The sequence below is a fragment of the Paenibacillus sp. XP01 genome (assembly GCF_057364885.1).
The window spans coordinates 2,856,354-2,881,533 of record NZ_CP139481.1 but is presented as its reverse complement, the minus strand read 5'-3'; the positions used below and the strand labels follow the sequence as shown (position 1 = coordinate 2,881,533).

Annotated in this window: 19 protein-coding genes and 1 pseudogene; 7 read left to right on the top strand and 13 right to left on the bottom strand. The window is 51.7% G+C overall.

All coding sequences use genetic code 11. The features are described 5' to 3' along the window. Positions 1 to 111: 111 nt before the first annotated feature. The 6 genes from SNR34_RS13320 to SNR34_RS13295 all read right to left on the bottom strand — a co-directional run bounded on the left by SNR34_RS13320 (position 112) and on the right by SNR34_RS13295 (position 12,447). The gene (locus tag SNR34_RS13320) at positions 112 to 1,680 is read right to left on the bottom strand and encodes an ABC transporter substrate-binding protein (RefSeq protein WP_486182096.1); all 1,569 of its coding nucleotides are present in this window, start codon (positions 1,678 to 1,680) and stop codon (positions 112 to 114) included. A 15-nt stretch (positions 1,681 to 1,695) separates the two neighbouring features. After that, positions 1,696 to 2,889 carry a M20 metallopeptidase family protein gene (locus SNR34_RS13315; protein ID WP_486182095.1) on the bottom strand — a complete coding sequence of 398 codons (1,194 nt, stop codon included), beginning with the start codon at positions 2,887 to 2,889 and terminating at the stop codon, positions 1,696 to 1,698. A 6-nt stretch (positions 2,890 to 2,895) separates the two neighbouring features. After that, positions 2,896 to 3,636 (bottom strand): FadR/GntR family transcriptional regulator, encoded by a 741-nt coding sequence (locus SNR34_RS13310; RefSeq protein WP_236416822.1) that lies wholly within the window; start codon positions 3,634 to 3,636, stop codon positions 2,896 to 2,898. Positions 3,637 to 3,805: 169 nt separating this feature from the next. Next, positions 3,806 to 5,032, bottom strand: coding sequence for a trans-sulfuration enzyme family protein (locus tag SNR34_RS13305; RefSeq protein ID WP_486182094.1), 1,227 nt, complete (start codon positions 5,030 to 5,032; stop codon positions 3,806 to 3,808). A gap of 353 nt (positions 5,033 to 5,385) precedes the next feature. Then, positions 5,386 to 10,869 carry a S8 family serine peptidase gene (locus SNR34_RS13300; RefSeq protein ID WP_486182093.1) on the bottom strand — a complete coding sequence of 1,828 codons (5,484 nt, stop codon included), beginning with the start codon at positions 10,867 to 10,869 and terminating at the stop codon, positions 5,386 to 5,388. Between the two features lie 633 nt (positions 10,870 to 11,502). Continuing rightward, positions 11,503 to 12,447 carry a copper amine oxidase N-terminal domain-containing protein gene (locus tag SNR34_RS13295; RefSeq protein ID WP_486182092.1) on the bottom strand — a complete coding sequence of 315 codons (945 nt, stop codon included), beginning with the start codon at positions 12,445 to 12,447 and terminating at the stop codon, positions 11,503 to 11,505. 259 nt (positions 12,448 to 12,706) lie between these two features. Between SNR34_RS13295 and SNR34_RS13290 the strand changes: the two genes are divergently transcribed. The 4 genes and pseudogenes from SNR34_RS13290 to SNR34_RS13275 all read left to right on the top strand — a co-directional run. Further along, entirely contained in the window at positions 12,707 to 13,021 is a 315-nt protein-coding gene (locus tag SNR34_RS13290; RefSeq protein WP_236416816.1) for a PadR family transcriptional regulator, read from the top strand. A 17-nt stretch (positions 13,022 to 13,038) separates the two neighbouring features. Next, positions 13,039 to 13,683, top strand: coding sequence for a hypothetical protein (locus SNR34_RS13285; RefSeq protein WP_486182091.1), 645 nt, complete (start codon positions 13,039 to 13,041; stop codon positions 13,681 to 13,683). Positions 13,684 to 13,705: 22 nt separating this feature from the next. Then, entirely contained in the window at positions 13,706 to 14,317 is a 612-nt protein-coding gene (locus SNR34_RS13280) for a DedA family protein (protein WP_486182090.1), read from the top strand. 12 nt (positions 14,318 to 14,329) lie between these two features. Further along, positions 14,330 to 14,430: pseudogene (locus SNR34_RS13275) on the top strand (transposase); the annotation flags it as partial. 151 nt (positions 14,431 to 14,581) lie between these two features. On the opposite strand, the gene SNR34_RS13270 reads toward SNR34_RS13275, so the two are convergent. Further along, on the bottom strand, positions 14,582 to 16,042 hold the full coding sequence (locus SNR34_RS13270) for an alpha-L-fucosidase (RefSeq protein ID WP_486182089.1): 1,461 nt from the start codon (positions 16,040 to 16,042) through the stop codon (positions 14,582 to 14,584). Between the two features lie 124 nt (positions 16,043 to 16,166). Between SNR34_RS13270 and SNR34_RS13265 the strand changes: the two genes are divergently transcribed. Both SNR34_RS13265 and SNR34_RS13260 read left to right on the top strand, forming a co-directional pair. Beyond that, entirely contained in the window at positions 16,167 to 17,003 is an 837-nt protein-coding gene (locus SNR34_RS13265) for a helix-turn-helix domain-containing protein (RefSeq protein WP_486182088.1), read from the top strand. A gap of 110 nt (positions 17,004 to 17,113) precedes the next feature. Beyond that, complete coding sequence (locus SNR34_RS13260) at positions 17,114 to 17,248, top strand: hypothetical protein (RefSeq protein WP_290371458.1); 135 nt, start codon at positions 17,114 to 17,116, stop codon at positions 17,246 to 17,248. 177 nt (positions 17,249 to 17,425) lie between these two features. On the opposite strand, the gene SNR34_RS13255 is transcribed toward SNR34_RS13260, so the two are convergent. The 6 genes from SNR34_RS13255 to SNR34_RS13230 all read right to left on the bottom strand — a co-directional run bounded on the left by SNR34_RS13255 (position 17,426) and on the right by SNR34_RS13230 (position 23,489). Continuing rightward, the gene (locus tag SNR34_RS13255) at positions 17,426 to 18,694 is read right to left on the bottom strand and encodes a cytosine deaminase (RefSeq protein WP_236416807.1); all 1,269 of its coding nucleotides are present in this window, start codon (positions 18,692 to 18,694) and stop codon (positions 17,426 to 17,428) included. Continuing rightward, positions 18,663 to 19,940, bottom strand: coding sequence for a cytosine permease (codB, locus tag SNR34_RS13250; RefSeq protein ID WP_486182087.1), 1,278 nt, complete (start codon positions 19,938 to 19,940; stop codon positions 18,663 to 18,665). Before codB ends, SNR34_RS13255 begins: the two co-directional genes overlap by 32 nt. 450 nt (positions 19,941 to 20,390) lie before the next feature. After that, entirely contained in the window at positions 20,391 to 20,921 is a 531-nt protein-coding gene (locus tag SNR34_RS13245) for a hypothetical protein (RefSeq protein ID WP_236416805.1), read from the bottom strand. A gap of 59 nt (positions 20,922 to 20,980) precedes the next feature. Further along, positions 20,981 to 21,586 (bottom strand): pentapeptide repeat-containing protein, encoded by a 606-nt coding sequence (locus SNR34_RS13240; RefSeq protein WP_236416804.1) that lies wholly within the window; start codon positions 21,584 to 21,586, stop codon positions 20,981 to 20,983. Between the two features lie 469 nt (positions 21,587 to 22,055). After that, on the bottom strand, positions 22,056 to 22,352 hold the full coding sequence (locus SNR34_RS13235; protein WP_486182086.1) for a DUF3817 domain-containing protein: 297 nt from the start codon (positions 22,350 to 22,352) through the stop codon (positions 22,056 to 22,058). Positions 22,353 to 22,520: 168 nt separating this feature from the next. Then, complete coding sequence (locus SNR34_RS13230) at positions 22,521 to 23,489, bottom strand: LacI family DNA-binding transcriptional regulator (protein ID WP_339277910.1); 969 nt, start codon at positions 23,487 to 23,489, stop codon at positions 22,521 to 22,523. Between the two features lie 168 nt (positions 23,490 to 23,657). Here SNR34_RS13230 and SNR34_RS13225 point away from each other — a divergent pair, with 168 nt between their 5' ends. Beyond that, a complete protein-coding gene (locus SNR34_RS13225; RefSeq protein ID WP_236416801.1) occupies positions 23,658 to 25,109 on the top strand; it encodes a glycoside hydrolase family 1 protein in 1,452 nt (483 codons plus the stop codon). Positions 25,110 to 25,180 lie beyond the last annotated feature (71 nt).

Sequence of the window (25,180 nt, the reverse complement as noted above, 5' to 3'; positions counted from 1 at the left end):
GGTTTATATAGGATGTATTTCTTAATATGAAGAAAGAACGGCAGGAACCTGATCTTTCCGTCCCTGCCGTTCACGGCCGATCCTTGCCTGGACAGGTCATTCTGTCCGACGTTACTGAGTCACAGGTGTAATCTCATCGGCGTAGAACATCTCGTCTTTGCGCGGTTCGAAGTTCACGCTTGCGCTTGTTCCGTACACGCCTTCCATCTGATACAGATATACGGCCGGACGGTCTTCCGCAAAAATTTGCTGTACTTGCTGGTACTCTTTTTCGCGCGATGCCGGGTCCATATTCACGAGCGCGGATTGCAGCAATTTCTCGACTTCCGGATTGTTGTAATCCGATTCGCCTTTGGCTTCTTCAAGCATGTAACGATTGTAGTTGTTCGAAGCGTCGAACAAGGAATTTCCGATACCGATCATGAAAATCTCTTTGAACGACTTCGAGCTGTAACGTTCGCTGAAAGCGCTTGGCTCAAGCACGTCCAGATTGATTTTGAAGCCGACTTGCTCCAGCATCGCCGCCACAACTTCAGCCTGCTCTTTGTACTGGGAGGAAACCGAAATCGTCATTTCTGCTTCGCCTTCGGCATAACCTGCTTCTTTCAACAGCTGTTTAGCCTTCTCTTGATCATAGAGGGATGTCTGGTACAACGATGGGTCTGCACCGAAGTTGCCCGGTGTTACGGAAGTGCGGGTAACGACGCCTGCGCCTCCGGCGATGCTATCGACAATACCTTGTTTGTCGATGGCGAGTTCGACAGCCTCACGCACTTTCGGATCTGCGGTGATCGTTCCTTCCGTTTGGCGGAAGATCAACTGCAGTACGCGCTGGATCGGTGCTTTGACGATTTTTTTGTCCGCTTCGCCTTCGATGCGCGCAATGTCCGTGGATGGAATCGAAGCAGCCACATCGACGCCGCCAGCAAGCAGCTCGGATACCCGCGTTGAGGCCTCTGGAACGACGCGGAATACAACCTGATCCCATTTCGGCGTGCCATCAAAGTAATTTTCGTTTTTGACAAGCGCGACACGGTCGTCTTTCGTCCATTTGCTGAACTTGTATGGGCCTGTGCCGACCGGATTTTTCAGGAAAGCATCGAAGCCGTTATCCTGAATGTATTTGGCAGGCAGAATGCCTGCACCCATTTTGGACAAACGGTTCAGCAGCAGCGGGTCAGGACCGTCTGTAACGATGTCGACAGTGTGCTCGTCCACTTCCTTCACTTCAACGATGTTTTTGAAGTAACTGTTCTGTTTCAGCGTTTCGTCTTTAGCGACACGTTCGATCGTGTATTTCACGTCAGCCGATGTGAACGGATCTCCATTATGGAACGTAACGCCTTCACGAAGCTTGAATCTCCACGTGGTATCGTTCACTTGCTCCCATGACGTTGCAAGACCGGGAACCTTGTTCTGGTTGCTGTCGTTTTTGAGCAGGTAATCGAACACGTTGACCAGCACCGCTTCACTGGCCGTGTTGTTATTGTTGTGCGGATCAAAACTCTCGATGTCCGTAGGCGTCGCAATCGTCAGCGTTTTGCTGGATGCGCCGCTTTCACTGCCCTTTTCGGTTCCGGTTGCCGTCGTTCCGCTTCCGCTTTGCCCGCTGCAAGCACTGAGCACCAATACGACTGCGAGTAATGTCAACCACATGCTTGCCCAAGTTCTCTTTTTCATGTTGCCTGCTCCCCCTTATTGATTCGTATGTTTTTCCAAAAAGCGAAGTGCTACTGCCGACAGCATACCCACGCCATATGGCATGACCGATTCGTCGAGATCGAACATCGGATGGTGAAGCGGATAACGCGTCCGCTCTTCTTCGTTGCCCGAACCAAGCCTGAAGAATACGCCCGGAACCTGCTCGCAATAGAAGGCAAAATCCTCGCCGCCCGTGGAAGGCACGATGCTGGTCCAGCCTTTGGCCCAATCCAAGCCGTCGATCGTTTCCGTCAGAAAATCAACCATGCCCACATCATTCACGACGACCGGGTAACCGTCGCCGTACACTACTTCATGCCCTGCGCCGAACGAGCTGCAGACCCCGCTGACCACTTGCTCGATCAAGGCTGGCATTCGTTCGCGCAGAGCCGGAGACAATGTACGAACCGTGCCGATCATCTCGACTTCCGGGGCAATCGCCGTTCCCATGTATCCGCCGTTGATTTTGCCGATCGTTACGACGACAGGCTCGAGCGGGTCCACCAAACGGCTGGAGATGTTTTGCAGCGCCGTGATTACTTGCGCGGATACCGCAATCGCGTCAATGCCTTCATGCGGTCTTGCCGCATGTCCGCCTTTGCCGAAGATTTTGATGACCAGACGGTCTGCCGAAGCAAAAGCAACGCCCCGGCTTACGCCCACGGTGCCCGTATCCATGCCAGGCGTCATGTGAAGGCCCGCAATCGCGCTTACCTTTGGATTTTCCAGCACGCCGTCATGGATCATGGCACGTGCCCCCGCAAGACCTTCTTCAGCAGGCTGGAATACAAATTTGATGTTGCCCGCTTTGGGCTTCCCAAGGCTCGTAAGCAGCTCCGCCGCTCCCATCAGAATGGACGTATGGGCATCATGCCCGCACAGGTGTGCTTTGCCTTCGATCTGAGAGCTATATTCCGCGCCTTTCAGATCCTGGATCGGCAGTGCATCCATGTCCGCTCTCAGTGCAATGGTTGGTCCGTCTGTTTCTCCGCGGAGCACACCAACGACGCCGGTTTTGCCTACATTACGGGTGACTTCAAGCCCTAAACGCTCCAAATGCTCGGCTACGATGGACGACGTCCTTACCTCTTCATAACCGATTTCCGGATTGCGGTGAAAATCCCGGCGCCATTCGGTAAGGCGCGGCTGCAGCGCCTGCGCGAGTTCGATCAATTTTGCTTGTTCCATTGCTTGTCAATCCTTTCCTGTAGGTTCCGTTGCGTTCAATCGGGCATAAATGGCATCCGCAGAGGATTCGATATGTTTCTTCATCGTATCGCGAGACCGTATCGGATCATGAGCTTTCAACGCTTCCAGGATGTCCATATGTATGCCGTGGTTCAGGGAACGAATCCGGTCATCGTAAGGCATCAAGTCCAAGGCCGGATTGATTTTGGTCCGGATCTCGCGAACCGCTCGCTCTATGTACGGATTGCCGGACGCTTTCGCGATCGCCAAATGGAATTTGACGTCCAGCGCCCGAAACCATTCACGCGAGCAATCGGGTTCCCTGCTCTGCATCACGTAGCCTTCCAGCACTTCCAGCTCGCCTGCGGTGATCCGCTCAGCAGCCAGAAATGCGCCTTCAGGTTCGACGAGCGTGCGGTACTCGAATACGTGCAGCATTTGTTCCCAGTCACGCATGATTTCTTCTTTGGTTCTTTTATGCGCGTTAGCCGTAATAGGCAGAACAAACGTGCCTCCTTTGGCGCCGACCCGCTTTTCGATCAATCCTTTTGCTTCCAGCGCGGCTAACGCTTCGCGAACGGTAATACGGCTCGCGTTAAAGATTTCGGCCAGCTCGCGTTCGGACGGAAGTTGGTCCTCACCCATGATTTCCTTGAGGATAATCGCTTCCTCCAACTGCTCGCGAATAAATTCACTGACCTTTTTCGCAGATACTTTCTCGAACTGGAAAGTCAGCTGACCCTGCATATCAACACTCCGATCGATATAATGTCTAAACCTTATACCATTAAACGTTATACTCATACTATAATTCCGAGTAAACACATATGCAATAGTTTTTTTCAAAAACATGCACGTTCCAACGAATGAACACGTCATTCGACAACAAAAAGAGCTCAAATCCCCTCTTTTTCCCCTATTGGCCGGTTAATGCTGTTGTCTCTCCCCCTGTGATCAAACCCGCCAATGATTCAAACGCTTGGCGCAGGTCTGCAATGATATCCGAAGGATCCTCCAGCCCGACGGACAGTCGAATGAGGCCATCCGTTATCCCAAAACGCAGCCGCTCGTTCTTCGGAACAGAAAAATGGGTCATGGTGGCCGGATGCTGCACCAATGTTTCTGGATCGCCCAGGCTGAACGAAATCATCGCCAGCTTTAGCGCATTCATGAATGTTTGGGCTTCCTGAATACCGCCCTCTACTTCAAAAGACACGATGCCCCCCATCCCGTCCATCTGCAATTTGGCGAGTTCGTGCTGGGGATGGCTGGGCAGACCCGGGTAATGGAGCGCCTGCACCCGAGGATGGCTCTGCAGAAATTCCGCAACCTGGCGGGCATTTTCGCAATGCGTGCGCACCCTCAGACCCAGCGTTTTGAGCCCTCTCAGAATAAGGAATGCTTCCCACGCATTCAGATTTTGACCCAAATCGCCGGAGATCCGTTTGCGGATAAAATCGATGACTTGACTCGTACCTACCACGAACCCGGCCACGACGTCGCCATGCCCGTTCAAATATTTGGTGGCACTGTGTACGACGACATCGGCACCAAGCTCCAACGGCCTTTGCAGGTACGGCGTCATAAACGTATTGTCCACGATCAAGGGGATGCCTCTCGACTTGGCCACGGCGGCGATCCCACGCAGGTCAAGAACCGTCAGCAGCGGATTGGAAGGCGTTTCGACGTAAATCGCTTTGGTGTTGGGACGAATGGCCGCTTCCAGCGCCTTCACGCTGCAACAATCCGCGAAATCGTGTTGGATTCCAAAGCGAGGTCCCATCTGCGTGATAAAATTATAGGTGCCCCCGTAAATATCCTTCGTGACGACGACATGATCCCCATGCTGGAGAAAAGCAAGCAGCGCGGACGATATTGCAGCCATGCCGCTGCTAAGGCCGATCGCATCCTCGCCGCGTTCCATATAGGCGATCTTCTCTTCCAGCGAACGCGTCGTCGGATTGCCGTACCGGCCATAGTACGTGCCATCCATCTTCCCGGCGACAACGGCCGCAGCCGTTTCCGCATCGGGAAAAGCGTATGCCACGGCAGGCACAACCGGCTGCGAGACTGCTCGCGTTGCACGATCCGGCTGATGCCCCACATGTACGGCAGCCGTATCGAATCTCCACTCTTTTTGCATGAAATCTCTCCATTCCAATGTTTAATGCTTCACGTTTAACGATTCACCCGAACTAAAGTATATGGTATAAACCTTAAACCATTTATATTTGTATTGTTTCTCAATATATAGGTTCGGTTATTTTACGTCAATAACATTAACGCAATTTTGTAAATGAAGATAAGACATTACAACGCGATAAAAGTTAGATTATGTCACACCAGATGCGAAACCAAAAACGAACAAGCCGACGGCGTGAGTGCTGCGCCGTCGACCTGTCCGCTTTTCCAACGGATTAAATTGTGCCATCCTTTTCCTTCATTGATTGTGGTCAGTTTCCAAACTCATGGGCGACAATACGAGCCAACTGCAGGTTATTCAATGGTGATCGTGTGGCTTGCGCTGCTCTGTGCCCCATTGTTATCGGTCACGGTCAACTGGACCGTATAGACGCCCGGGGCGGTAAATTTATGCTTCGCTTTGGCCTTGGAAGCCGTATCCCCGTCGCCAAAGTCCCAAGCATAGCTGGCGATTTTGCCACCTTCCACATAAGAAGAACCTCCGTTGAACTCAACGTTCTTCTTCTTTTTGGCTGTGGATGGCGCTTCAATGATCGCGACAGGCTCTGCGCCAGCAGGCGGTTCCGGCTCTTCTCCGCCCGCAGAGACAAATAGTCTGCCCGGAGCGTCCGTCTCCAGTTCATTGCCTGCGGCATCCCACGCCCGGATCACGATGACCCCGCCTTCAAGCACCAGCGAGGACGGAGTGGTATACGTCCCTTCATAATGACCCGGTTCAGTTTCGATCAGCGGAATTTCGGCACGGGCTGAACCGTTCAGGCCAAGCGGCAGCTCGATCCGGAAGGAAGCCTGCAGAGACGGTGCGCTGTCAAACGAGACATTCACCACTTCGCCTGCCCGGATTCGAACGTCTTCAGCAGGTGCAATGTTGCTGAGTACAGGCAAGGCTGTCTCTACGTATACGGTGCGTGTGATCGTCGTTTCGTTACCAGCAAGATCAGCAGCCGTAATCGTGATAAGGTTTTCCCCTTCATCGACGAGCACCCGATGGCTAATGCCACCCTCGCCGTCCAATTGTACCGTTTGTCCGTTGACGGTAACCTTGTCCAGATAAGCATCCAGCGCATTGCCGACAATATGCACGACTTCTGTATTGATGCGAGCTCCGTCCTCCGGCGAAGTTATCGTTAATTCCGGTGCGGTCTGATCCAGCGTAATCGTGACTGGCAAGGAACGCTCCGTCGTTTTGCCATTGACGACCACTTCCGCGCTAAGTGTATTTTCTCCAGGCTGGACTTCCACTTCCAGCTCGAATTGGCCGTTCTCAATGGCTGCCGTTCCAATGCTTTCGTCTCCATTATAGATGCGGATTTCCGCTCCGGATGCCGGTGAAGTTCCACTCACGAGAACCGTGGAATCCTTCGTATACGACCCGTTGGCCGGCGAAGTGATTACCGGCGCGTTCACCGGATACCGCACTACGGCACGAATCATGTAATTGCCCTCTTCTGCCGGGGATGTGCTCCATGCTCCGTTCACGCGCTGCCAGCTTCGGCCGGCATTAGTACCGTTTTCGTCCGTCGCCAGACCCGGCGCGTTCGTTCCGGCAGCGGTCTGTTCATATACAACGTAGAAATCTCCTTCCACCACGACCGGTTCGGGGAGACTCAGCGTGGTCCACTGGTCGTTGCGCAGCGCTTCGGCATCGAATGGCCCGGCCAGCAAACGGCCCGGCGCGCCATCTGCTCCGGTCGCATCGTATACGGCATATTGGAACGCTGTTCCTCCCGGCTGCGGCCACGCCGTGTTCCAGAAGCGCAGGGACACTCCTGTCAGCTGGGATGAATCCTGCTCCGGCGTCATACGCACGGCCCACGCATTTCCGGCCGACACGAACGCTCTGGCGTTCTCGGCGGTTCCGTCGTCATAGGCGATCTCTCCCGGGAATCCAACGAATGGCTTCAAAGCAAAATTTGCCTGGGCCGTCCCGTTGCCGGGAACTTTGATACTGAGCGTATCACCGTAATAATCCGCGGCCCGAACGGAAAGTGTATAGTCCCCTTCAAGTACTTCGAGGGCGAATCGGCCATCTTCCCCGGTCTGAACGGCTGGCACCCGCGCATCTTCCTGCACCAGCACGGTAGCCCCGGACACGGGTTCCCCTGTCCGTTCATCGGTCACGATTCCTTCAATCTGCCCAACCGGAATGGCCTCCAGATTGAAATTCGCCTTGGCTCCGCTGCCATCGGTGATGGTCACTGCCTGGGTCCGCGGATAGAAACCGTATGCTTCCGCTTTCAGCGTGTATTCACCGGCAACATGCGTGAAGCTATACTTTCCGGTTGCCGGATCGGTTTTGACCGAGCGCCCCGTTTCCAGCACCGTGACTGTCGCGCTGGCCGGAAGGCTTTGCGGAGTTACCGGAGCTGCGGCGTCTGCGTCCGCGTTTGGACGCTCATCGGTTTTGGCATTCTGGTTAAATTCGAATTTGTCCGTGCTCGTCACTTTGAACCAAGGATTATCGTACACCGGCTTCGGCTTGTCGCTGCCGGGCACGATATCGTCTGCCGTCACGTTCTGCGCACCCAGGGCGAGAATGCGGAAATCGTCGATGTACCATCCGGTTTTCACAACGCTATTATCCGAGGTTAGACGGAAACGGAACTGGACTTCGTGGCCCGCGAACGCTCCCAGATTATAGAACACGGGTGTCCACTGTTTGCCATTGGTGCTGTGCGAGAACTTGCCCAGTTCGGTCCACGTCGCGCCGCCGTCCGCGGTCGCCTCCACGTAACCATAGTCGTATCCTCCCTCAATCTCGTACCAATGGTTGAAGGTCAGCGTTGCTTCGGATACATCACTCAAATCAATGACAGGTGATACCAGCGAGGAATTCGATCCGTTCTCATAGGTGTTGTCCAGGTCGGTGGCCCATACGTTCGGCAGCGACACGGCGCTGGCAGGACCACTTGCCGGTATACCTCGTTCCCACTCGTCCTTCGTTCCCGAATGCGTCCAGTCACCATCTGTATCTCCGTCGAAATGGGCGACATAGATCTCTTCCGGCACGGTTACGGCGACGGAAACCTCGTTGGATTTCTCTCCCTCATTGCCGCTGTAATCCACGGCGGACACCGCATAGAAATAAGTGGCATCTGTAACCGTTGCCGTATCCGTAAAAGCGGTCGCCGTTGTGCTGCCTATCGCTTCATATCCGGTACCGGATGCCTCGGACCGGTAAACAACATAGGATTCCAGGTCTTCGTCAGCCGGTGCACGCCATGACAGAGCTACATTCCCCAGGATATCTGCATCCGCCGTCAGCGAATTCGGTGCACCCGGAGCCGTGTCGTCCAGTTCCTGCACGGCAAAATCGTCAATATACCAGCCTGCTTTCTGCACGGAATTGTCACTGGTTACGTTGAACTGTACGAATACACGCTGGCCTCCATACTCGCGCAAATCAACGTACTGCGTTTTCCAATCGCCGCCTGTGCCCGTGAAGCTCAGTGCCTCCTCAAACACAAAATCATTATCCTCGGCAGCGATGTACACCTTGCCGAAATCGATATTGTTCTCGAAATCGTACCAATGCTTGAAGGTGAGCAGCGCTCCATCCGGCGCATCCGTCAGGTCGATCGGCGGGGCTACCAAGTAAGCATTGCTGTTGGCTGCGTAGTTGCCTTCCAGATTGGTCGCGATCACCTTTTCGCCTGAAAAAGCGCTTCCCGGCCCGCTTGTCGGCACTCCCCAAGCCCACGTATTGCCTTCTCCGCCAGAGGTGAACCCGAGCTGATCCTGCTCGAAATTTTGGAAATAGCCCGGCTGTACGCCGTTCGAGACAGAGACTTGGTATACGTCGCTTTCGAAGCCGTTATTGCCGTAATCGTTGACGCGAATGTAGTATTCCAGCCCCTGCTCGTCGATCAGGAATGCCGGAACGGTCGCCGTATATGTACCGTCTTTGGCATCGCCGGATACACGCGTCATGGGAAGGTACACGTATGAAGCCGTGCCTTTCGTTCTCGCAAAAGCCTCGACGGATACAACGCCGACATCATCGGTTACGCGAGCCGAAAGCGGCACGTCAAATCCCGCGAACGCCGCATTCACCGGCGTATGCTCCAGTACGGGCTCTTCCAGGTCGTCGCCTGCGGTGACCACCCTTCCGGATACCGTACCGATCCCTTCAAGCACGGAGCCTACCGCATCCAAAACATTGATGATGCCGTGACCGTATCCGTTGTTGGGCGAAGTGGGATACTGACTGTCCGTGCGGGGCGTCGCCGTATCGGTGATGATTTCTTCAAGCTGGTCTACCGTCAGGGAATGGTTGGCTTGAAGGAGCAAAGCGGCAAGAGCTGTCGTATGCGGCCCTGCCATGGATGTGCCGTTCCATCCTCCTTCATACGCTCCGCCCGGAACGGAGGAGCGGATGTTTACGCCCGGTGCGGACACTTCGGGTTTGATCTCTCCATACGGGGAGGGTCCGAGTAGGGAGAAGGAAGCAAGATTGCCGTTAATGTCCGTTGCGCCTGTCGCAAAGCTCTCGGGATAGTTTGCCGGATTGGCGACGGAGCCCGGTCCGCCCGGATTCGTCAATCTGACGTTCCCTGCCGAAAACTCAGGAAAAATCTGCGCATCCCGCCAAGCTTGCACCATTGGACGGAACCACTCGTCCAGGCCGGCGCCCCCGCCCCATGAGTTGTTAACCACGTCGGGTGCAAGCTCTGGATGCAAATTGCCTTGGGCATCCACAGGAGCTAACAGCCACTGCCCGCCATCCAGGATGATGGCATCGGTGGTTTCGGGATTGAAAATGCGCACGGCGATCCATTTCGCGCCAGGAGCAACACCGATCTGATTGGTGCCGTCCGGCTCGGATCCCACCATTGTGCCCATCGTATGCGTCCCGTGTCCGTCACCGTCTGCCGGAAGCGTTGAACCGCTGTGCGGATCATACCAGCTCAGCTCAGGGCTGACGATATTGCCGGAAGCGTCGCGCGCTCTCCACTTTTGGGAAAGGGCCGGATGCGTGTAATCGACTCCGCTGTCAAGATTGGCCACAACGATGCCGGTGCCGTCAATGCCTTTATCCCAGACGGCCGGAGCGCCAACGTAGTCGATGTTCCATTCCACGTTCTCCGTCTGTGTCTTCGGCTTGGGAGCGTCACTGACAGCCGTGGAGGATCCGCCCTTTTCAACGCTCGGCGATGCCGCCTGCTCCTTGGAAGCCTTGGCAGGCACGGCTGCCGGTGCGAGAGCTTTGTCCGGAGCGGCCGCTTCGGTTTTGCCGCTGACCTCGGCCCGGTCCAGATAACGCGTCTCATTCGGCAAAATTTTACCGACTTCCGGCAGCAGGGCAATCTGCTCCATCACGTCCTTCGTGCTCGTTACCATCAGCGCGTTCACGACGAAATAGCTTTTATATTCCTTGACCTTGCCTTGGTCAACCTGCTGATCCAGGTATTGTTCCAGCGAATACTGGGTGCGTGAGGCCGTCTCCCGCAATGAGCTGACGACAGAGCTTCGCACGGACAATTTGGCGGAAGAAGCCGTCATTTTATCGGTGGTTGCCTTTTCCATGGCCTGCTTCGAAACGCGTGCCGTATCCGTCTGTTCTTTCATTTTAACCAGGTAAGTCACGTATTCGTTGCCATCAAATTGTTTGCTGAGTTTGGAACTGACCTTGTCGGTCGCCAGCTGGTTCAGGCTCGATTTCATATCCAGCTTCTGCGAGGGGGTGTTCTGTGCGGAGACCGGTTGAATGATAGATAACGCAAGGAGAACCGATAGACCCATAGATAGAGGCTTGCGCAGCCGATTCATCTTTATCAAACTTTTCCACTCCCTTTACCCGGTTTTTTAATTTGGCGAATAGCACGTGCTTTTCAGCATGGTTACAACATTGAAGCCCTTACGATTGTCGATTACATCTGGCACCACCCCCTTTGCGATAGAAGTGTCGATCCATGTACCGCTGTGAAAACAGGATTCGGTTCAGCAGTGTAAGTCGTTCAAAATCACGATGGCGAAAGGTCTGAGGTTTTTCGTTAGAATTTAATAGGCAAACGGAAATCCGCGAAATCCATGCAGCTTGTCTAACAGGGAGGTTTTCTTGGTGTTGGCGTGTCGGGAGAGTTGCAAATCAAGGGTGTATTAGGGGTATTGCAACAATTTTACACAGAGAGGATGCTTGTCCGGTTGACGGTAAGGAAGGACCTGAGGTAAATGGAAGCATACGTTTTCGGTTTGAAGATACTTGGGATTTTATGGTTATTATAGATTCAACATCGGAGTTGCACAAGTCCTTTTTTTGAAAAAAATAGAAAATAAACCTTTTTGATGATTTTTCATGTCACTCCTTTATCGAACTTTCGGCGCATCTTGCGTCATTGTGCAAAATAATAAAAAAGAGGGTGTCTCCAAAGTAAACTTTGGAACATCCTCTTCCTAAGCGACTGTTCTTGGTTACTTTACCTCTTCATAGACAACAACGGTTTTGCTTTCCTCTTCCCATTTGACGGTCGCGTCCAATGCCTCGCTTATAAAACGTATCGGTACATAAGTGCTGCCTTGGGTAACGGTGGCTGGAGCATCCAAAGAGACCTGCTTGCCATTGACGGTTGCCGTTTTGCTGTCAACCACAAGTTTAATGCTCACGCCATCCTTCGTAACGATGATGGAGCGTTGTTCAGGGTTCCATGCCACTTCGGCATCCAAGGCCTCGGCTATAGCGCGAAATGGAACATACGTATTGCCTTTTTTGACAAAAGGTTCCGAGTTGGAAGCTTCCCCGTTCACATACAGCTTCACCCCGCTGGCTTTACCCGCCTTTTTGGTGAGCTTGTCCATGGTTTTGTACAGATCCAGGTTTTTGAAATCGGCTTTAATGGCTTCCTCCTGCAGATACACGGCGTCAGTTACGCTGCCGTTTTCTTCAAGCATTTTCGCTGCCGTTTCGAGCGCCTTGCCCTCTTCAAGGATGGCTTCCAATTGCTTTTTTTGTTCGTCCGTCAGCTCAGTTTCATATTTGGTAAGCAAAAGATTGGCCAGAACTGCGCCAGCCGGTTTGTCTTCAGTATGCTGAATGGCATTAAGCAAACCTTTGTATCCTTTGTGACCTTTGTTCTTGGACTCGGTTTGATCGGTTGTGTCGTGATCCGTGCTCTCCGTCTCCGCGGATGAAGAATCCTCGACTTTCTCTTCTTCCTTGTCGGCCGTTACAGCAGACTCGACTTCCCCGCCCTGAGTTTCTTTCGCTTGCGTTTCATTGTCTTTGATTGGTTTTGACGATGCTGCGTTATTCGATTTTCCGTTTCCAGCAGAAGCGTTTCCCGGTTTGGCTGAGGCTGTGCCCGCGGCGGTTGCAAGCAGCAGTGCCACAGCGGTTAACATGATGACTGTTTTTTTCATTGACGACTCCTCCTGATGTGAAAAAAATATGTGCTCTTTCATTATCGGTCAAACCAATGCCGTCCAATAGGTATCCGAAAAATAAAATTGCCCTTGTATAGAACCTGTCAAGTTAGCAGAAGAATCACATCGGCCCATGGATTGTTTTTTTGGAAAATCATAAAGAAAAGTGTCTTTAAGTACCTTGCATTATTAAGTAATATATCTTAAGATCATTATGTACTCAATAATATTGAGTAATTAATCTGGAGGGAATGCCATGAATGCGGAAATGCTCAAAGGAACGATCGATCTCCTCATTTTGTCTGTCTTGGTCAGGCAGGACAATTACGGTTACGAAATCTCAAAGGCCATCAAAGAACAAACGGAGGGAGCATTCGAAATCCAGGAAGCCACGCTGTATCTTTCTTTGAAGCGTCTGGAAAAGCAGGGGGCGATTTCAGCATATTGGGGGGATCAAAGCCATGGAGGCCGACGCAAATATTATTCGGTCACCGAAGATGGCAAGCAATTGCTTGCCAAGTTCATTGCGGACTGGAAAACTACGACCGAGATCGTGAATCGGTTCATTTAAACCGGGAGGTGAATATAATGGCGAATTTTTTACGGAAAGCATTCAGTTTGGGAGAAATAAGGTTCGGGTGGATATTGCTGCTCTCGATCGCGATCTGCAGCATTACGTTCTTTTACGACGAGCATTTTAATCCTGAGGACCAAATTTGGCTGACGTTATCCTATTATGTCTCTTTCACGTTGGCGTTGGTGTGGAGTTTGGCGAACTATGTGAGACATATTCGGATGAATAGTCTATACCGCAGGCAAAATGATATTCATACTTACGTTGCCCAGCTTGCTTTAAATAAAGAGGATAAACTGGAGCTCCAGAATTATCTGGAGGATTTCGCAGCGGATCTGGAGCGTCAAGGAAGGTCGAAAGAGGAGGCCGCCAAGGAGGCCATTAACCAGTTTAAAGTCAAAGAATTTCTGTCGATGTCCAAACATACGCGGCCTTTCGAAACCCACGGGCATCATTATTTGATGGGTTACGCTTTGCTTGCGTTCGCCGCGGCATTCTTGTTAGCCATCATTGATCAGACGACTACCCAACATATTTTGTTCCTGTATATTATGCAGGTTGTGTTGGCCGTTTACGGCGTATGCTTCATCGCGCTGTTTGTTCTATATAAAACGTTCGATAAATTCCTTTATCAGAAAGTGAAGCAGTATTTTTCTTAAAAAAGCTAAGGGGCGTGCCGATATGGAACAGTGGATAACCGAAATCATGGAAGCGTATGGTTACCTGGGCGTTTTTCTGCTCATCGCATTGGAAAATCTGTTTCCCCCCATTCCTTCGGAAGTCATTCTTGCCTTGGGCGGGTTTATGACCACCAAATCGGGTCTGAGCGTATTCGGAGTCATCGCTGCCGCAACCGCCGGGTCGGTCGCAGGAGCAATCTGCCTCTATGGAGTCGGGAAAATGTTATCTGTAAACAGGCTGGAAACACTCATCTTGAGATATGGAAAATTTTTACGTCTGAAATCCGAAGATATCCGGAAATCATATGACTGGTTCGATCGGCATGGATCATGGGCCGTTTTTCTGGGTCGTCTCGTACCGTTGATTCGCAGCCTCATTTCCGTTCCTGCCGGAAGCACCGGGATGAGTTTTCTGCCCTTCCTTGTCCTGACAACGATTGGTTCACTGATCTGGAATACGGCTCTCGTATATTTGGGTTCGGCAGTCGGAGCTTCCTGGGAGAAGATCGTGGGTTACATGGACCTGTATTCCAATGCCGTATATGCCCTTCTGGCACTGGGAGCAGTCGTGATTGGTGTATTATTTCTGCGCAAGCGGGTGCTCAAAAGCTAGGACCTGATATACAATCGGGGATTCAGACGTTTTTTCTGCCTCGAGACCTCCAAAAAGTGAGCCTTGAGGTCGGGTGGCTATCGCTCGCCCACAATCTGCTCAAGAAGGCGTAATAGACCAGCGATAATAAACCACAAGCGCGAAGAGGCGGTGCAGGGATGACCTCCCTACAACGCCTTTTCTTTCATTTTGCTCATTTTTTCATGAAGTGAACTGTCTTATGAAGCGCCATAGAAGTACTTATGGGACAACCTCTTCGGACTCCTAATCCAGCGTGATTTTAATGACGACAGGCAAATCGCTCTTGACGTTTTTGGCGACGACGCGAAGCCCCTCCTCTGCCCGCTCCCACACCGGCTGTTCGTCATGGCCAAGCACGCGTACCGAGGTAATGATCCCCTGAAAATGTCGGCCCTTCTCCGCCAGCGATCTGATCGTGACGATGCCGTCTTCCGGATACGACAGCACCGTGGCATACAATGCGTTTTCTTTGACCGTAAACCGGATATCTTCGCTTGTAAAAGACTTCGTTACCCCGTCGGTGAATTGTCCCTCCTTGACCTCGGTCGGTCCTTCGCCGTACGTCCGCCAATACGTCGTATCGTAGATGGCCTCGCCGTTCACCCGCAGCCATTCGCCAATGGCAAGCAGGATTTCCCGGTCCTCGTCAGGGATGCTTCCATCAGCCTTTGGCCCGATATTGAGAAGCAAGCTGCCGTTTTTGCTGACGATATCCACCAGGTCGCGAATCAACTCACCCGCCGTTTTGTAGTCATTGTTCTCGGTATGACACCAGGAATTTTTGGCTACCGCTGTGTCCGTCTGCCAGAAATACGGTTTCAGATCGGCAAACTGCCCCCGTTCCACATCCGGTACCGCGCAGCCGAACATGAAGGCATCATGCTTGTAGTTCACAGCTACCGGGATGCCCCATTCTTCCCCGCGATTATAGTAATACGCCGCGAATTTTTTCAGATACGGCTTGAAAGCGGAATGCTGGATCCACCAATCAAAATAAAACACGCTCGGCCGATACTCGTCGACCAACTCGCAGCAGCGGATCAGCCAATCCTCAAGAAATTCCTGATCCGGAGGCGAAGCGTACAGGTCATGGTGATCCGGCTCAGGCATGGCCGGCCAGTAGAAGTCCCCCCGCGCAAGCGGTTCTTTGATGTCCGAATCGAATGCTTTGCCATGGGACATGAAAAACCAATGTTCGGCGCGATGCGAAGAAACAGTGAGAGTCAGCCCCTGTTCTTCAAACGCGGTCTTCATTTCGCCCAAAAGATCCCGTTCGGGCCCCATTTCAACTGTGTTATAGTGGGAGATGGAGCTGCGATACATCTGGAATCCGTCATGATGCTCGGCTACGGGCATGACATAACGCGCCCCTGCCTGCTTGAACAGGCTTGCCCACGCTTGGGCATCGAACTTTTCCGCCCGGAACATCGGAATGAAATCCTTGTACCCGAAATCACGCGGATGACCATAGGTGGCCAAGTGGTGCTCATGCGCCTTCGAACCTTCGATATACATATTGCGTGAATACCATTCGCTGTCGTAAGCCGGCACGGAATACACGCCCCAGTGAATAAAAATGCCGAATTTGGCGCGTCTGTACCATTCAGGCACCTCGAACTTGCTCAACGACGCCCAGTTGTCCTTGAATTTGCCTGCGGCAATCACGGAATCGATCTGCTGCAGATACTCGCTTGGATTTACCATCTGCTGTATGCCTCCTGTTATGTTCTGATCCTCTTCATAACGTATTTTAGAGGCATGACCGAAAAATCAACATGCAGAAGATTAACTTTTGAATGCACAATAATAACCTGAAAGGAGCGGGACGATGAATCGTGAACCACTGCTCGCAAACATGTTGTCGAACCTGCAAACCGAGCTGATCGTAGCGGACTATAACTGCTGCGGTACCGAATGGCGGGATTTGGATTATACCCCGGATTACAGCAAGTTTTATTGGATACGTGAAGGCGAGGGTTGGCTCAAAATCGGCAATGATGAATACGCTCCCATTCCTGGTCAATTGGTTCTTATGCCTGAAGGCATCACCCAATCGTATTCTGCCATTAGCGACCGTCCTTATCTGAAATACTGGTGCCACTTCAGCCTGAAGGCGGGCGGGATCAACCTGTTCCAGCTGCTTCGCTTCCCGCATGTCGTCACCGTCCGGGATCCCGAACGATTAGACGCACTCTTCGACGACCTCCTGCACCATTCACGGTCTGGCAAGGTTTACGCCCACATGATGGCCAAAAGCAAATTGACCGAACTTCTGGCGCATTTCATCGAGCACATTGACCTGAACGACGTTTCCGTTCTGAACATGCCTGCCATGGAAAAAATGACAGCCATTCTGGCTTATATCGATGCCCACATCGAAGAAAACATGACGATTCAGGATTTGGCCGGCATCGCCTGCATGCATCCCAACTATTTTATTCGCTTTTTCAAACAGCAGCTTGGCGTGCCGCCCATCCAGTACATCACGCGCAAAAAAATGGATAAAGCCAAAGAGCAGCTCATCGGCTCCTCCAGCACGATCACGATGATCGCCGATCAACTAGGCTTTGGGGATTTGTTTTATTTCTCCAGGCAATTCAAGAAACATACGGGGCTGACGCCGACCGAATACCGCAGGCAGCATGCCGTGCACGCTCCATTGTAATACGTTCTGACATGAAATCTGGATTGCGAATTTTAATTGTTTACCGAACTTATGGCTGTTTGTTACAATTATGGTGGTCATATCATTCCACAAGAAAAGAGGTTGTTTTTATGAAAAGAAAAACGCTGTTGCTGCTCACGGTACTGTTTGCACTAAGCTCCTTCTCGGCTCTCGCCTCTGCTTCTCCTGCCGAAGGCGAGTTCAGCGTGCTGTCCGACCGCCAAACGGGCACCGTCAAGTGGTAAGGTAATGCTTTCAGTCCTTCCTTTGCCTGCATCATGAAAAAAACATCCCCTCCGTTCCTCCGCAGCGATGATGTCATGACCTCCATGATCTCTCATACGCCGCTTTGGTGAGGGGATGTTATTGTTCACACACGTTTTGCTCGTCTTACCTCGTTCGCAATTTTAAAGGGAAACCCGTTATTTATTGAACGTAACCTTCTCGGAACCGCCTTCCAGGACGATCGACGTTTCGCGCGGTTTCGTTTCCGCGATTTTGCGGCCCTCTCTGAACGAGTAGAGCACGCCGGCTTGTTTGCGAATAGCCTCGTATTCGTTCTCGGCTTCAAGGACGATAAAGTTGGCTGGCTTGCCTTCTTCAATGCCGTATACATCCTCGATATGCAGCGTTCTTGCGCTGTTCTTCGTAATGAGGTCCATGGAATTCACGATCTGATCGTAACCGAGCAGCTGCGAAGCATGGATACCCATATGCAGCACTTGCAGCATATTGCCGGTACCGAGCGGATACCATGGATCGAAGATGTCGTCATGCCCGAAGCACACGTTCAAACCGGCTTCCTGCAGTTCTTTGACGCGAGTCAAACCTCTTCTTTTCGGATACGTATCGAAACGTCCTTGCAAGTGAATGTTCACCAGCGGATTGGAAACGAAGTTGAGGTCCGCCATCTTCAGCAGTCTGAACAGCTTGTACGTATACGCGTCATTGTAAGATCCCATCGCCGTAGTATGGCTCGCCGTCGTGCGTGCGCCCAGCCCACGTTCATACGCTTCCTTAGCGACCACTTCCACGAAACGGGATTGCTCGTCATCGATTTCATCGCAGTGGATGTCGATGAGACGGTCGTATTTTTCGGCCAGATCAAACGCAACCTTCATCGAATCGACGCCGTATTCTCGCGTAAATTCGAAGTGCGGAATGCCGCCGACCACGTCGACGCCCATTTTCAGGGATTCCTCCAGCAATTCCGCGCCGTTCGGATAGGAGTGAATGCCTTCCTGCGGAAAAGCGACCAGTTGAATGTCGATATATGGCGCCATTTCTTCTTTCACTTCAAGCATCGCTTTCACGGCGGTCAGGCTTGGATCGGTCACGTCCACATGAGTGCGGACATGCTGGATGCCTTGTGCCATTTGCCATTTCAGTGCCGTTTTGGAGCGGGTTTTGACGTCTTCATGCGTCAGGAATGCCTTGCGTTCCGACCAGCGCTGGATGCCCTCGAACAGCGTTCCGCTAAGGTTCCATTCCGGCTCCCCTGCCGTCAGCGTCGTATCCAGGTGAATATGCGGTTCGATAAAAGGCGGCAGCACCAGCGCGCCATTTACGTCCATCACTTCGTCATTCGTTGTAGTTTCAAGCGTCTGCGTAATTTGTTCGAATTTTCCGTCTCTTACGACGATATGCCACAATCCTTCTTTACCCCGCAATTTCGCGTTCTGTATAATCATTTTGTTTCCCCTTTTCTATGGATTCTTTCGCAGGAACAATCAGCATCAACACGATGTATGCAATCCCTGTGCCAAGCAAGGCGTTCAATGGCGTGATGCCCGGAGCGAGCTGGGCAAAAGCAACGCCGATGGCCCAAGCCAGCATCGCAATCCAGTTTACCTTTTTGAACGTCATGTCGGCAAACGGCTTGTAATTTCTGCGTTTCACGAAGAAGTAATCTGCAACGATGATCGCCCCGATGGACGGGATTGCGGCGCCGAGCACATTCAGGAATCCAACGAAATTGTTGTACATCCACATGGCAAGGACCGTTCCCACAATCCCGTTGACGATAACAAAGAACTTCTTCGAAATTTTGGTGATGTTGGCAAAGCCCAGCCCCGATGCGTACAAGGCATTGTCATTGGTCGTCCAGATGTTCAGTCCCAGAACGATGATCGCCGGAACGAGCAATCCTTGCAGGAACATGACTTCCGAGATGTCGGCCAGATTGTACGCCATTGCGCCAACTGCTCCAAACAAGAACATGAGCGAGTTACCCAGGAAGAACGCGATGACCGTTGCCGTTACCGCTTGCCGGGACGTCCGGGAAAACCGGGCAAAGTCCGGCGTCAGCGTGCCGCCGCTGATGAACGATCCGATGCAAATCGTCAGTGCCGCCGCCGCGGTCAGCGTCTGTGAGGGCGAGTAATCAAGCAATCCTTGCAGACCCCCGAGCGTGTCCACGCCTTTCAGCATGGAATATCCGCCAAGAATGGCGATGGCCGGCACTGCGATATAACCCAGAATGACGAGCGACTTCATGCCGAAGATGGCCGAGGCAGTCATGGCAAGACCAAAAATGAAAATAAGCAGGTAAACGTTCCAATCCATCGCTTTGGCGACCGGGACCGCAAACATGGCTACGCCGACGCCGAACCATCCGACCTGGGTAAAGCCGAGCAAGAACGATGGCAGGTACGATCCTTTTTCCCCAAACGCATATTTGGCCAGCAAATGTGTAGACAAGCCCGTTTTGGCGGCGATATGCGCCAGCGCTCCCGTATAGATGCCCAGCACCAGGTTGCCCGCAAGCACGATGCCGATAAATTCCATGAACGTCAAGCTTACGCCCAGCGTCCCTCCAGCCAGCATGCTCGCCGAGAAAAAGGTGAAGCCGAGCATGACGGATAACGTCTTCCAGAAATGGTTTCTCTGCGTTTTTGGCACCTCTTGCCATGAAAACTCTTGATCTTGTTTACTCATCAGAATACCTCCACTTAAAGTCTCCTGATACCAAAAAGCAGAAAAAAGAGGCTACTCATCAGATCGCGCACCTGACAAGTAGCCTCTTTTTTGCATCATAACCCGCGCGAAGACACAGAGCATCCCTGGTTGGAATCGCCCGCTTCACGCGTGATTATAAAAATCCGCTGCCCTTGCCAGCCTCTCTGGACTGAATTAAAGGTACCAGTATTCAATTACGTTTTATTATTTTGGAAAAGCATGCGAATGTCAATGTAATTATTATCCAACAAGATTGAATGAGATCGTAACCCGGGGGAGACTGATGCAGAAATCCGTAACGATCCATCTACGACTTTCCCCGCTATGGCGGCTTGTCTCCCACTTTTCAAGCCCATCCCTTCCTTTCGGGTTGCACCGGGAAACTTTTTTTCTTTGGGACGACCCGAAAACTTTAAATATACTGAACATTCAGCCTGTAAAATAATCGGAAGAGTCTGCTTCCTGCTGCCGCTTCTCGATATCCTGCTTCAGGTAAGCACTGGCATCCTCGGCGGAGAAATTCAATACCAAAGTCAGTTCGCTGATCAGCATATCGCGCGCCGTATTCATCGTTGATCGATCATGGGTGTTCAGTTTCAACGCGTAAACTTTGGCACATAACAGGTCGCGAATGACACCGAAATATTCTCGCAGGAGCCCTGTATCGATTCTCGCTTGCAAATGCTCTCGGCGTTTCGAAGCATCAAGAGGCAGCTCGACATGGTTTCCGAAAAATTCGGCTCTCGCCTGCAGCAAGGTGTCTACATCGGACAATGGACGAATCCCTCTTTCTTGTGCCCGCTGTTTCGGAATCATCATGCGCAGTTCCTGCTTGGGGAAATAGAGATGAAATACCTGATCTCCATTTCCTTCTCCCACCTTGTCCGTTTGCTGTTCTACGCTCTCCAATATGCACGCTCCGTATAAGGGATAAAAAAGTAGCTGCCGTGCCTGTTCCATGATTTGCTGCCTCCCATCTTCTTCGTTGATGTCCATTCATCGGATTCGGATAAGTATCGTTAATCGACCTTCGCGCCAAAGGAACGCATGAACAGTACCGCCTGTTCCCGATCCATCCGCGTGCCTTTGATATCGAGCGATTTCAGGTCGATGCCCTCCAGATTCGCGCCGCGAAGGTCGGCACCTGTCAGTTTGGCCCTGCTTAGCGTAACCCGCGTCAAATCGCAATCCCGCAAATCCGCTTTGCCCAGGTCAACATCCGATAAATCGGCTTCATAGAAGCGGATGCCCCGCAAATCTTGTTTTCCCAGCCGGGCATGTCTGAAATTGGTATATGACCAGTCGCCTCCCGCCAACGTAATACCATCCAACTGAGCGCCCGAAAAGTCGGAGCCGGTCATTTTGCAGTCGGTAAACTTGGAAACGAACAGGTTCGCACCGCCAAACGAGCAGTTCTCAAAAGCAGTCTCCGTATGGAACGATCCATTCAGCGCGGCCCCTCTGAAATCGCACTCGATGAAACGGCATCCGTTCGTCTCGATCTCTTCGAGCGAGGTATTCATGAAGGTGCATTTGATGAAAACACAGCCTGTCAATTCTCCATATCTCAAATCCTGCCCGTCAAAACGGACGTCTTCGTATTCCCGATCCTTGTACTGATACACGATGAATCCTCCCACAAACGATCTTGATTGATTATCATAATAGGCACGCCAATCGACGTTTCCCTTAATATAACACACCCCTGTCAAGCACCTGCACAAACGTCCGGGAAAGTCAATTTCTTTATTTTCGACATAATAAATCGAACCCATCATTTTTACACGGAGTCACTACGTGGTCAGAACCATTTTCCGATCGCTGTTATCCCCGGATTTTTTGAATCCCTTTAGTTAAGGGGAAAATCTGGTGAACAGCCTATGCTTACGATGCAGCTTTCTTTCAGAAAGCTTTTAGAACGCTCCGCTTCTCCAGATTCTTTCTGCCCTCTCCGTTATCGTGTATATATCTAGTTCAACCTATATAGATGCCTTATACGCAAAAAAGGCGACTAACACCGTTCAAATCAGGGTATATAGTCACCTTTATTCCGTTTTTTTAGTTTCATATGAACGAGACTAATTCCGTCTGTCCTTATTTCCAGTCTCTTTTTTTGAGATAGGAATCGAACACAAACGTGCCAAACGGAAGCACGCCCGCAAGCAGTCCCATGATCCAGTATGAAGCCTTCCAACGATGAACGACAGCCAGATGTGCAAGGGCAATCAAGTATAATGGGAACAAAATGCCGTGGATCGCGCCCACAATGGCGACCGGGGAAGATACGTCGGCCAGATACTTAAGCGGCATCGCCACAACGACTAAGAGTAAAAAAGAGATTCCTTCCAATAACGCTGCAATTCTGAAACGGCCTGTCACGGTCTTCAACACGTTCAATCTCACCTTTCCGGGTCGGGGTTTGTGAAATATGTAACTTGTAACATGATGCTTAAGTTTCACTTGCCGGCCTTCCATAAAAGTCAGCATCGTGAAACTCCAGTTCAGTATACCGCATCACAACCGCCCGGAAATGCTTCAAATTTGAATAATTGTTGAATGTCAGCTCGTTTCGCGTTCGATCAGTTCGTATTTCAGGCTTTCATGTGTCAGCTTTTGCCCGCCAAGCACGGCCCACAAATGGTAGAAAGCGTTCGTTGCTTGAGCTGCGATCGGGTTGCGAATCGTCGTGATGCCAAGCACCCGGGACAGCTCGATGTCGTCGAATCCCACGATGGCCAGTTGTTCGGGCACCTTGATGTTCCTTCTGCGAGCCTCGCTCAAAATGCCGATCGCCGCATAATCATTGGAACACAGAATCGCCTGGGGCATTTCCCGACTTTCGTGAAGCCGGCGCAGCGCTTGCTCGCCGTCCGATGCCGAATATACGGAATATTGGTACCAGTCCTTGCGCACGGGCAGACCCCGGCTTTCCATAAATGTTTCATACGCCCTGCGTCTGCTCTGAATGTTAAGACTCTCCACTCTGCCGAACATATTGGCAATCTGCGTGTACCCCCTGGATACGAGATGTTCCAGCGCCAACCGGTACCCTTCGGCTTGATCCATCGCAACGGAAGTGATCTCGTCATTGCCCATGCGCTGCCAGGATACGATGGGACCATATTGGCAATACTTCTTGAGCATTCTCGGATCATTGACGCAGGCGATGATGACGATACCGTCCACCCTTTTGCTGCGCAGATCTTCAAACGCCTGCAGCTCGATTTCTTTATCCCCGCGGGAAGTATAGATAATAGTTTGATAACCGTAATCCATAGCCGTATCCACAAATTGATTCATGAATGAAAGAATGACATCTCCCGTGGCGGAAGTCACAATCCCGATCTGTTTGGTACGCCCCGTGGATAACGAGACGGCATTTCGGTTAGGAATATAATTGAGTTGATTCATGATTTCCGTAATCTTCTGTCTGGCTTCATCGCTTACATGAGGCGAATGGTTGATGACTCTGGATACGGTCGCCTTGGAATATCCCGACCGCTTCATAATTTCGTTAAACTTCGACATCCCGGCTCCTTTCTTGCCACCTTACTTTGTCGTATCTTAGCATACCTTAAGTATGCCTCAAAAAAAAAGTAAAAGTAAAACTTGACGTGGAACCCGTTACAACGTTTAAGCTTTTTTTGTGCAGTGATTTGCACCAAGATGACTTCATGACGAAATGGAGAGATATTGATGAGCAACTCGCAAAACAAAACATACAACTTTCCCGAAAACTTTTTGTGGGGCGGCGCGGTAGCGGCGAACCAGCTCGAAGGCGCTTACGAACAAGACGGTAAAGGCTGGTCCATCCAGGACGTCACGCCAAAAGGCGGCATCGGGGCGCACGATGGCGACCCGGTGATCACGGAGACGCCGACTGAAGACAATATGAAGCTGATCGGCATCGATTTCTATAACCGTTATAAAGAAGACGTGAAGCTGTTCGCCGAGATGGGCTTCAAAGTGTTCCGTACTTCCATCGCCTGGTCCCGCATTTTCCCTAAAGGCGACGAGACCGAGCCGAACGAAGCAGGCCTGAAATTCTACGACGACCTGTTCGACGAGTGCCATAAATACGGCATCGAGCCGCTGGTCACGATCTCCCACTACGAGACGCCGCTGCACCTGTCCCGCGAGTACGACGGCTGGGTCAACCGCAAAATGGTCGACTTCTACGTGAACTATGCAACGACGGTATTCAAGCGTTACAAGGACAAGGTCAAATACTGGCTGACGTTCAACGAGATCAACTCGATTCTCGAAGCGCCGTTCATGAGCGGAGGCATCTCTACGCCGAAGAAGCAGCTGAGCAAACAGGACCTTTACCAAGCAATCCACCACGAGCTGGTAGCCAGCGCGAAAACGGTCAAAATCGGTCATGAGATCAATCCTGAATTCAAGATCGGCTGCATGGTGCTCAGCATGCCGATCTACCCGCTGACTCCAAGCCCGGACGATGTCATTCAAGCGATGGAGTCTGACCACAAAAACATGGCTTTCGCCGACATCCACGTTCGCGGCCAATATCCGGGGTACATGAAGCGTTACCTGCGTGAAAACGGCATCCAGATCCATTTCGAGCCAGGGGACGAGGAAGCGCTGAAACATACGGTTGATTTCATTTCCTTCAGCTATTACATGAGCATCTGCGAGACGGCCGATCCTGCGAAAAAAATCAAAGGCGAAGGCAACCTGCTTGGCGGCGTGCCGAACCCTCACCTGCAGGCAAGCGAATGGGGCTGGCAAATTGATCCGCAAGGCCTGCGCTACGTGCTGAACTCGTTCTGGGACAGATACCAGAAACCGCTGTTCATCGTAGAAAACGGCCTTGGCGCGGTGGACGAGCTGATCGTGAACGACAAGGGCGAAAAAACCGTCGAAGACGACTACCGCATCAACTACCTGAACGATCACCTCGTGCAGGTCGGCGAAGCGATCGAAGACGGCGTCGAAGTCATGGGCTATACGACATGGGGCTGCATCGACCTCGTCAGCGCATCGACGGCGCAGCTGAAAAAACGCTACGGCTTCATCTACGTAGACCGTCATGACGATGGCTCCGGCACACTGGAACGTTACAAGAAGAAATCGTTCAACTGGTACAAAGAAGTCATTGCAACAAACGGCAAAAGCCTGAAAGCTTAATGATCCGTAGGGTTTCAGCATTGAACTACAAAAGCAAAGCGCAGTTCCGCCATATAGGTTGGAACTGCGCT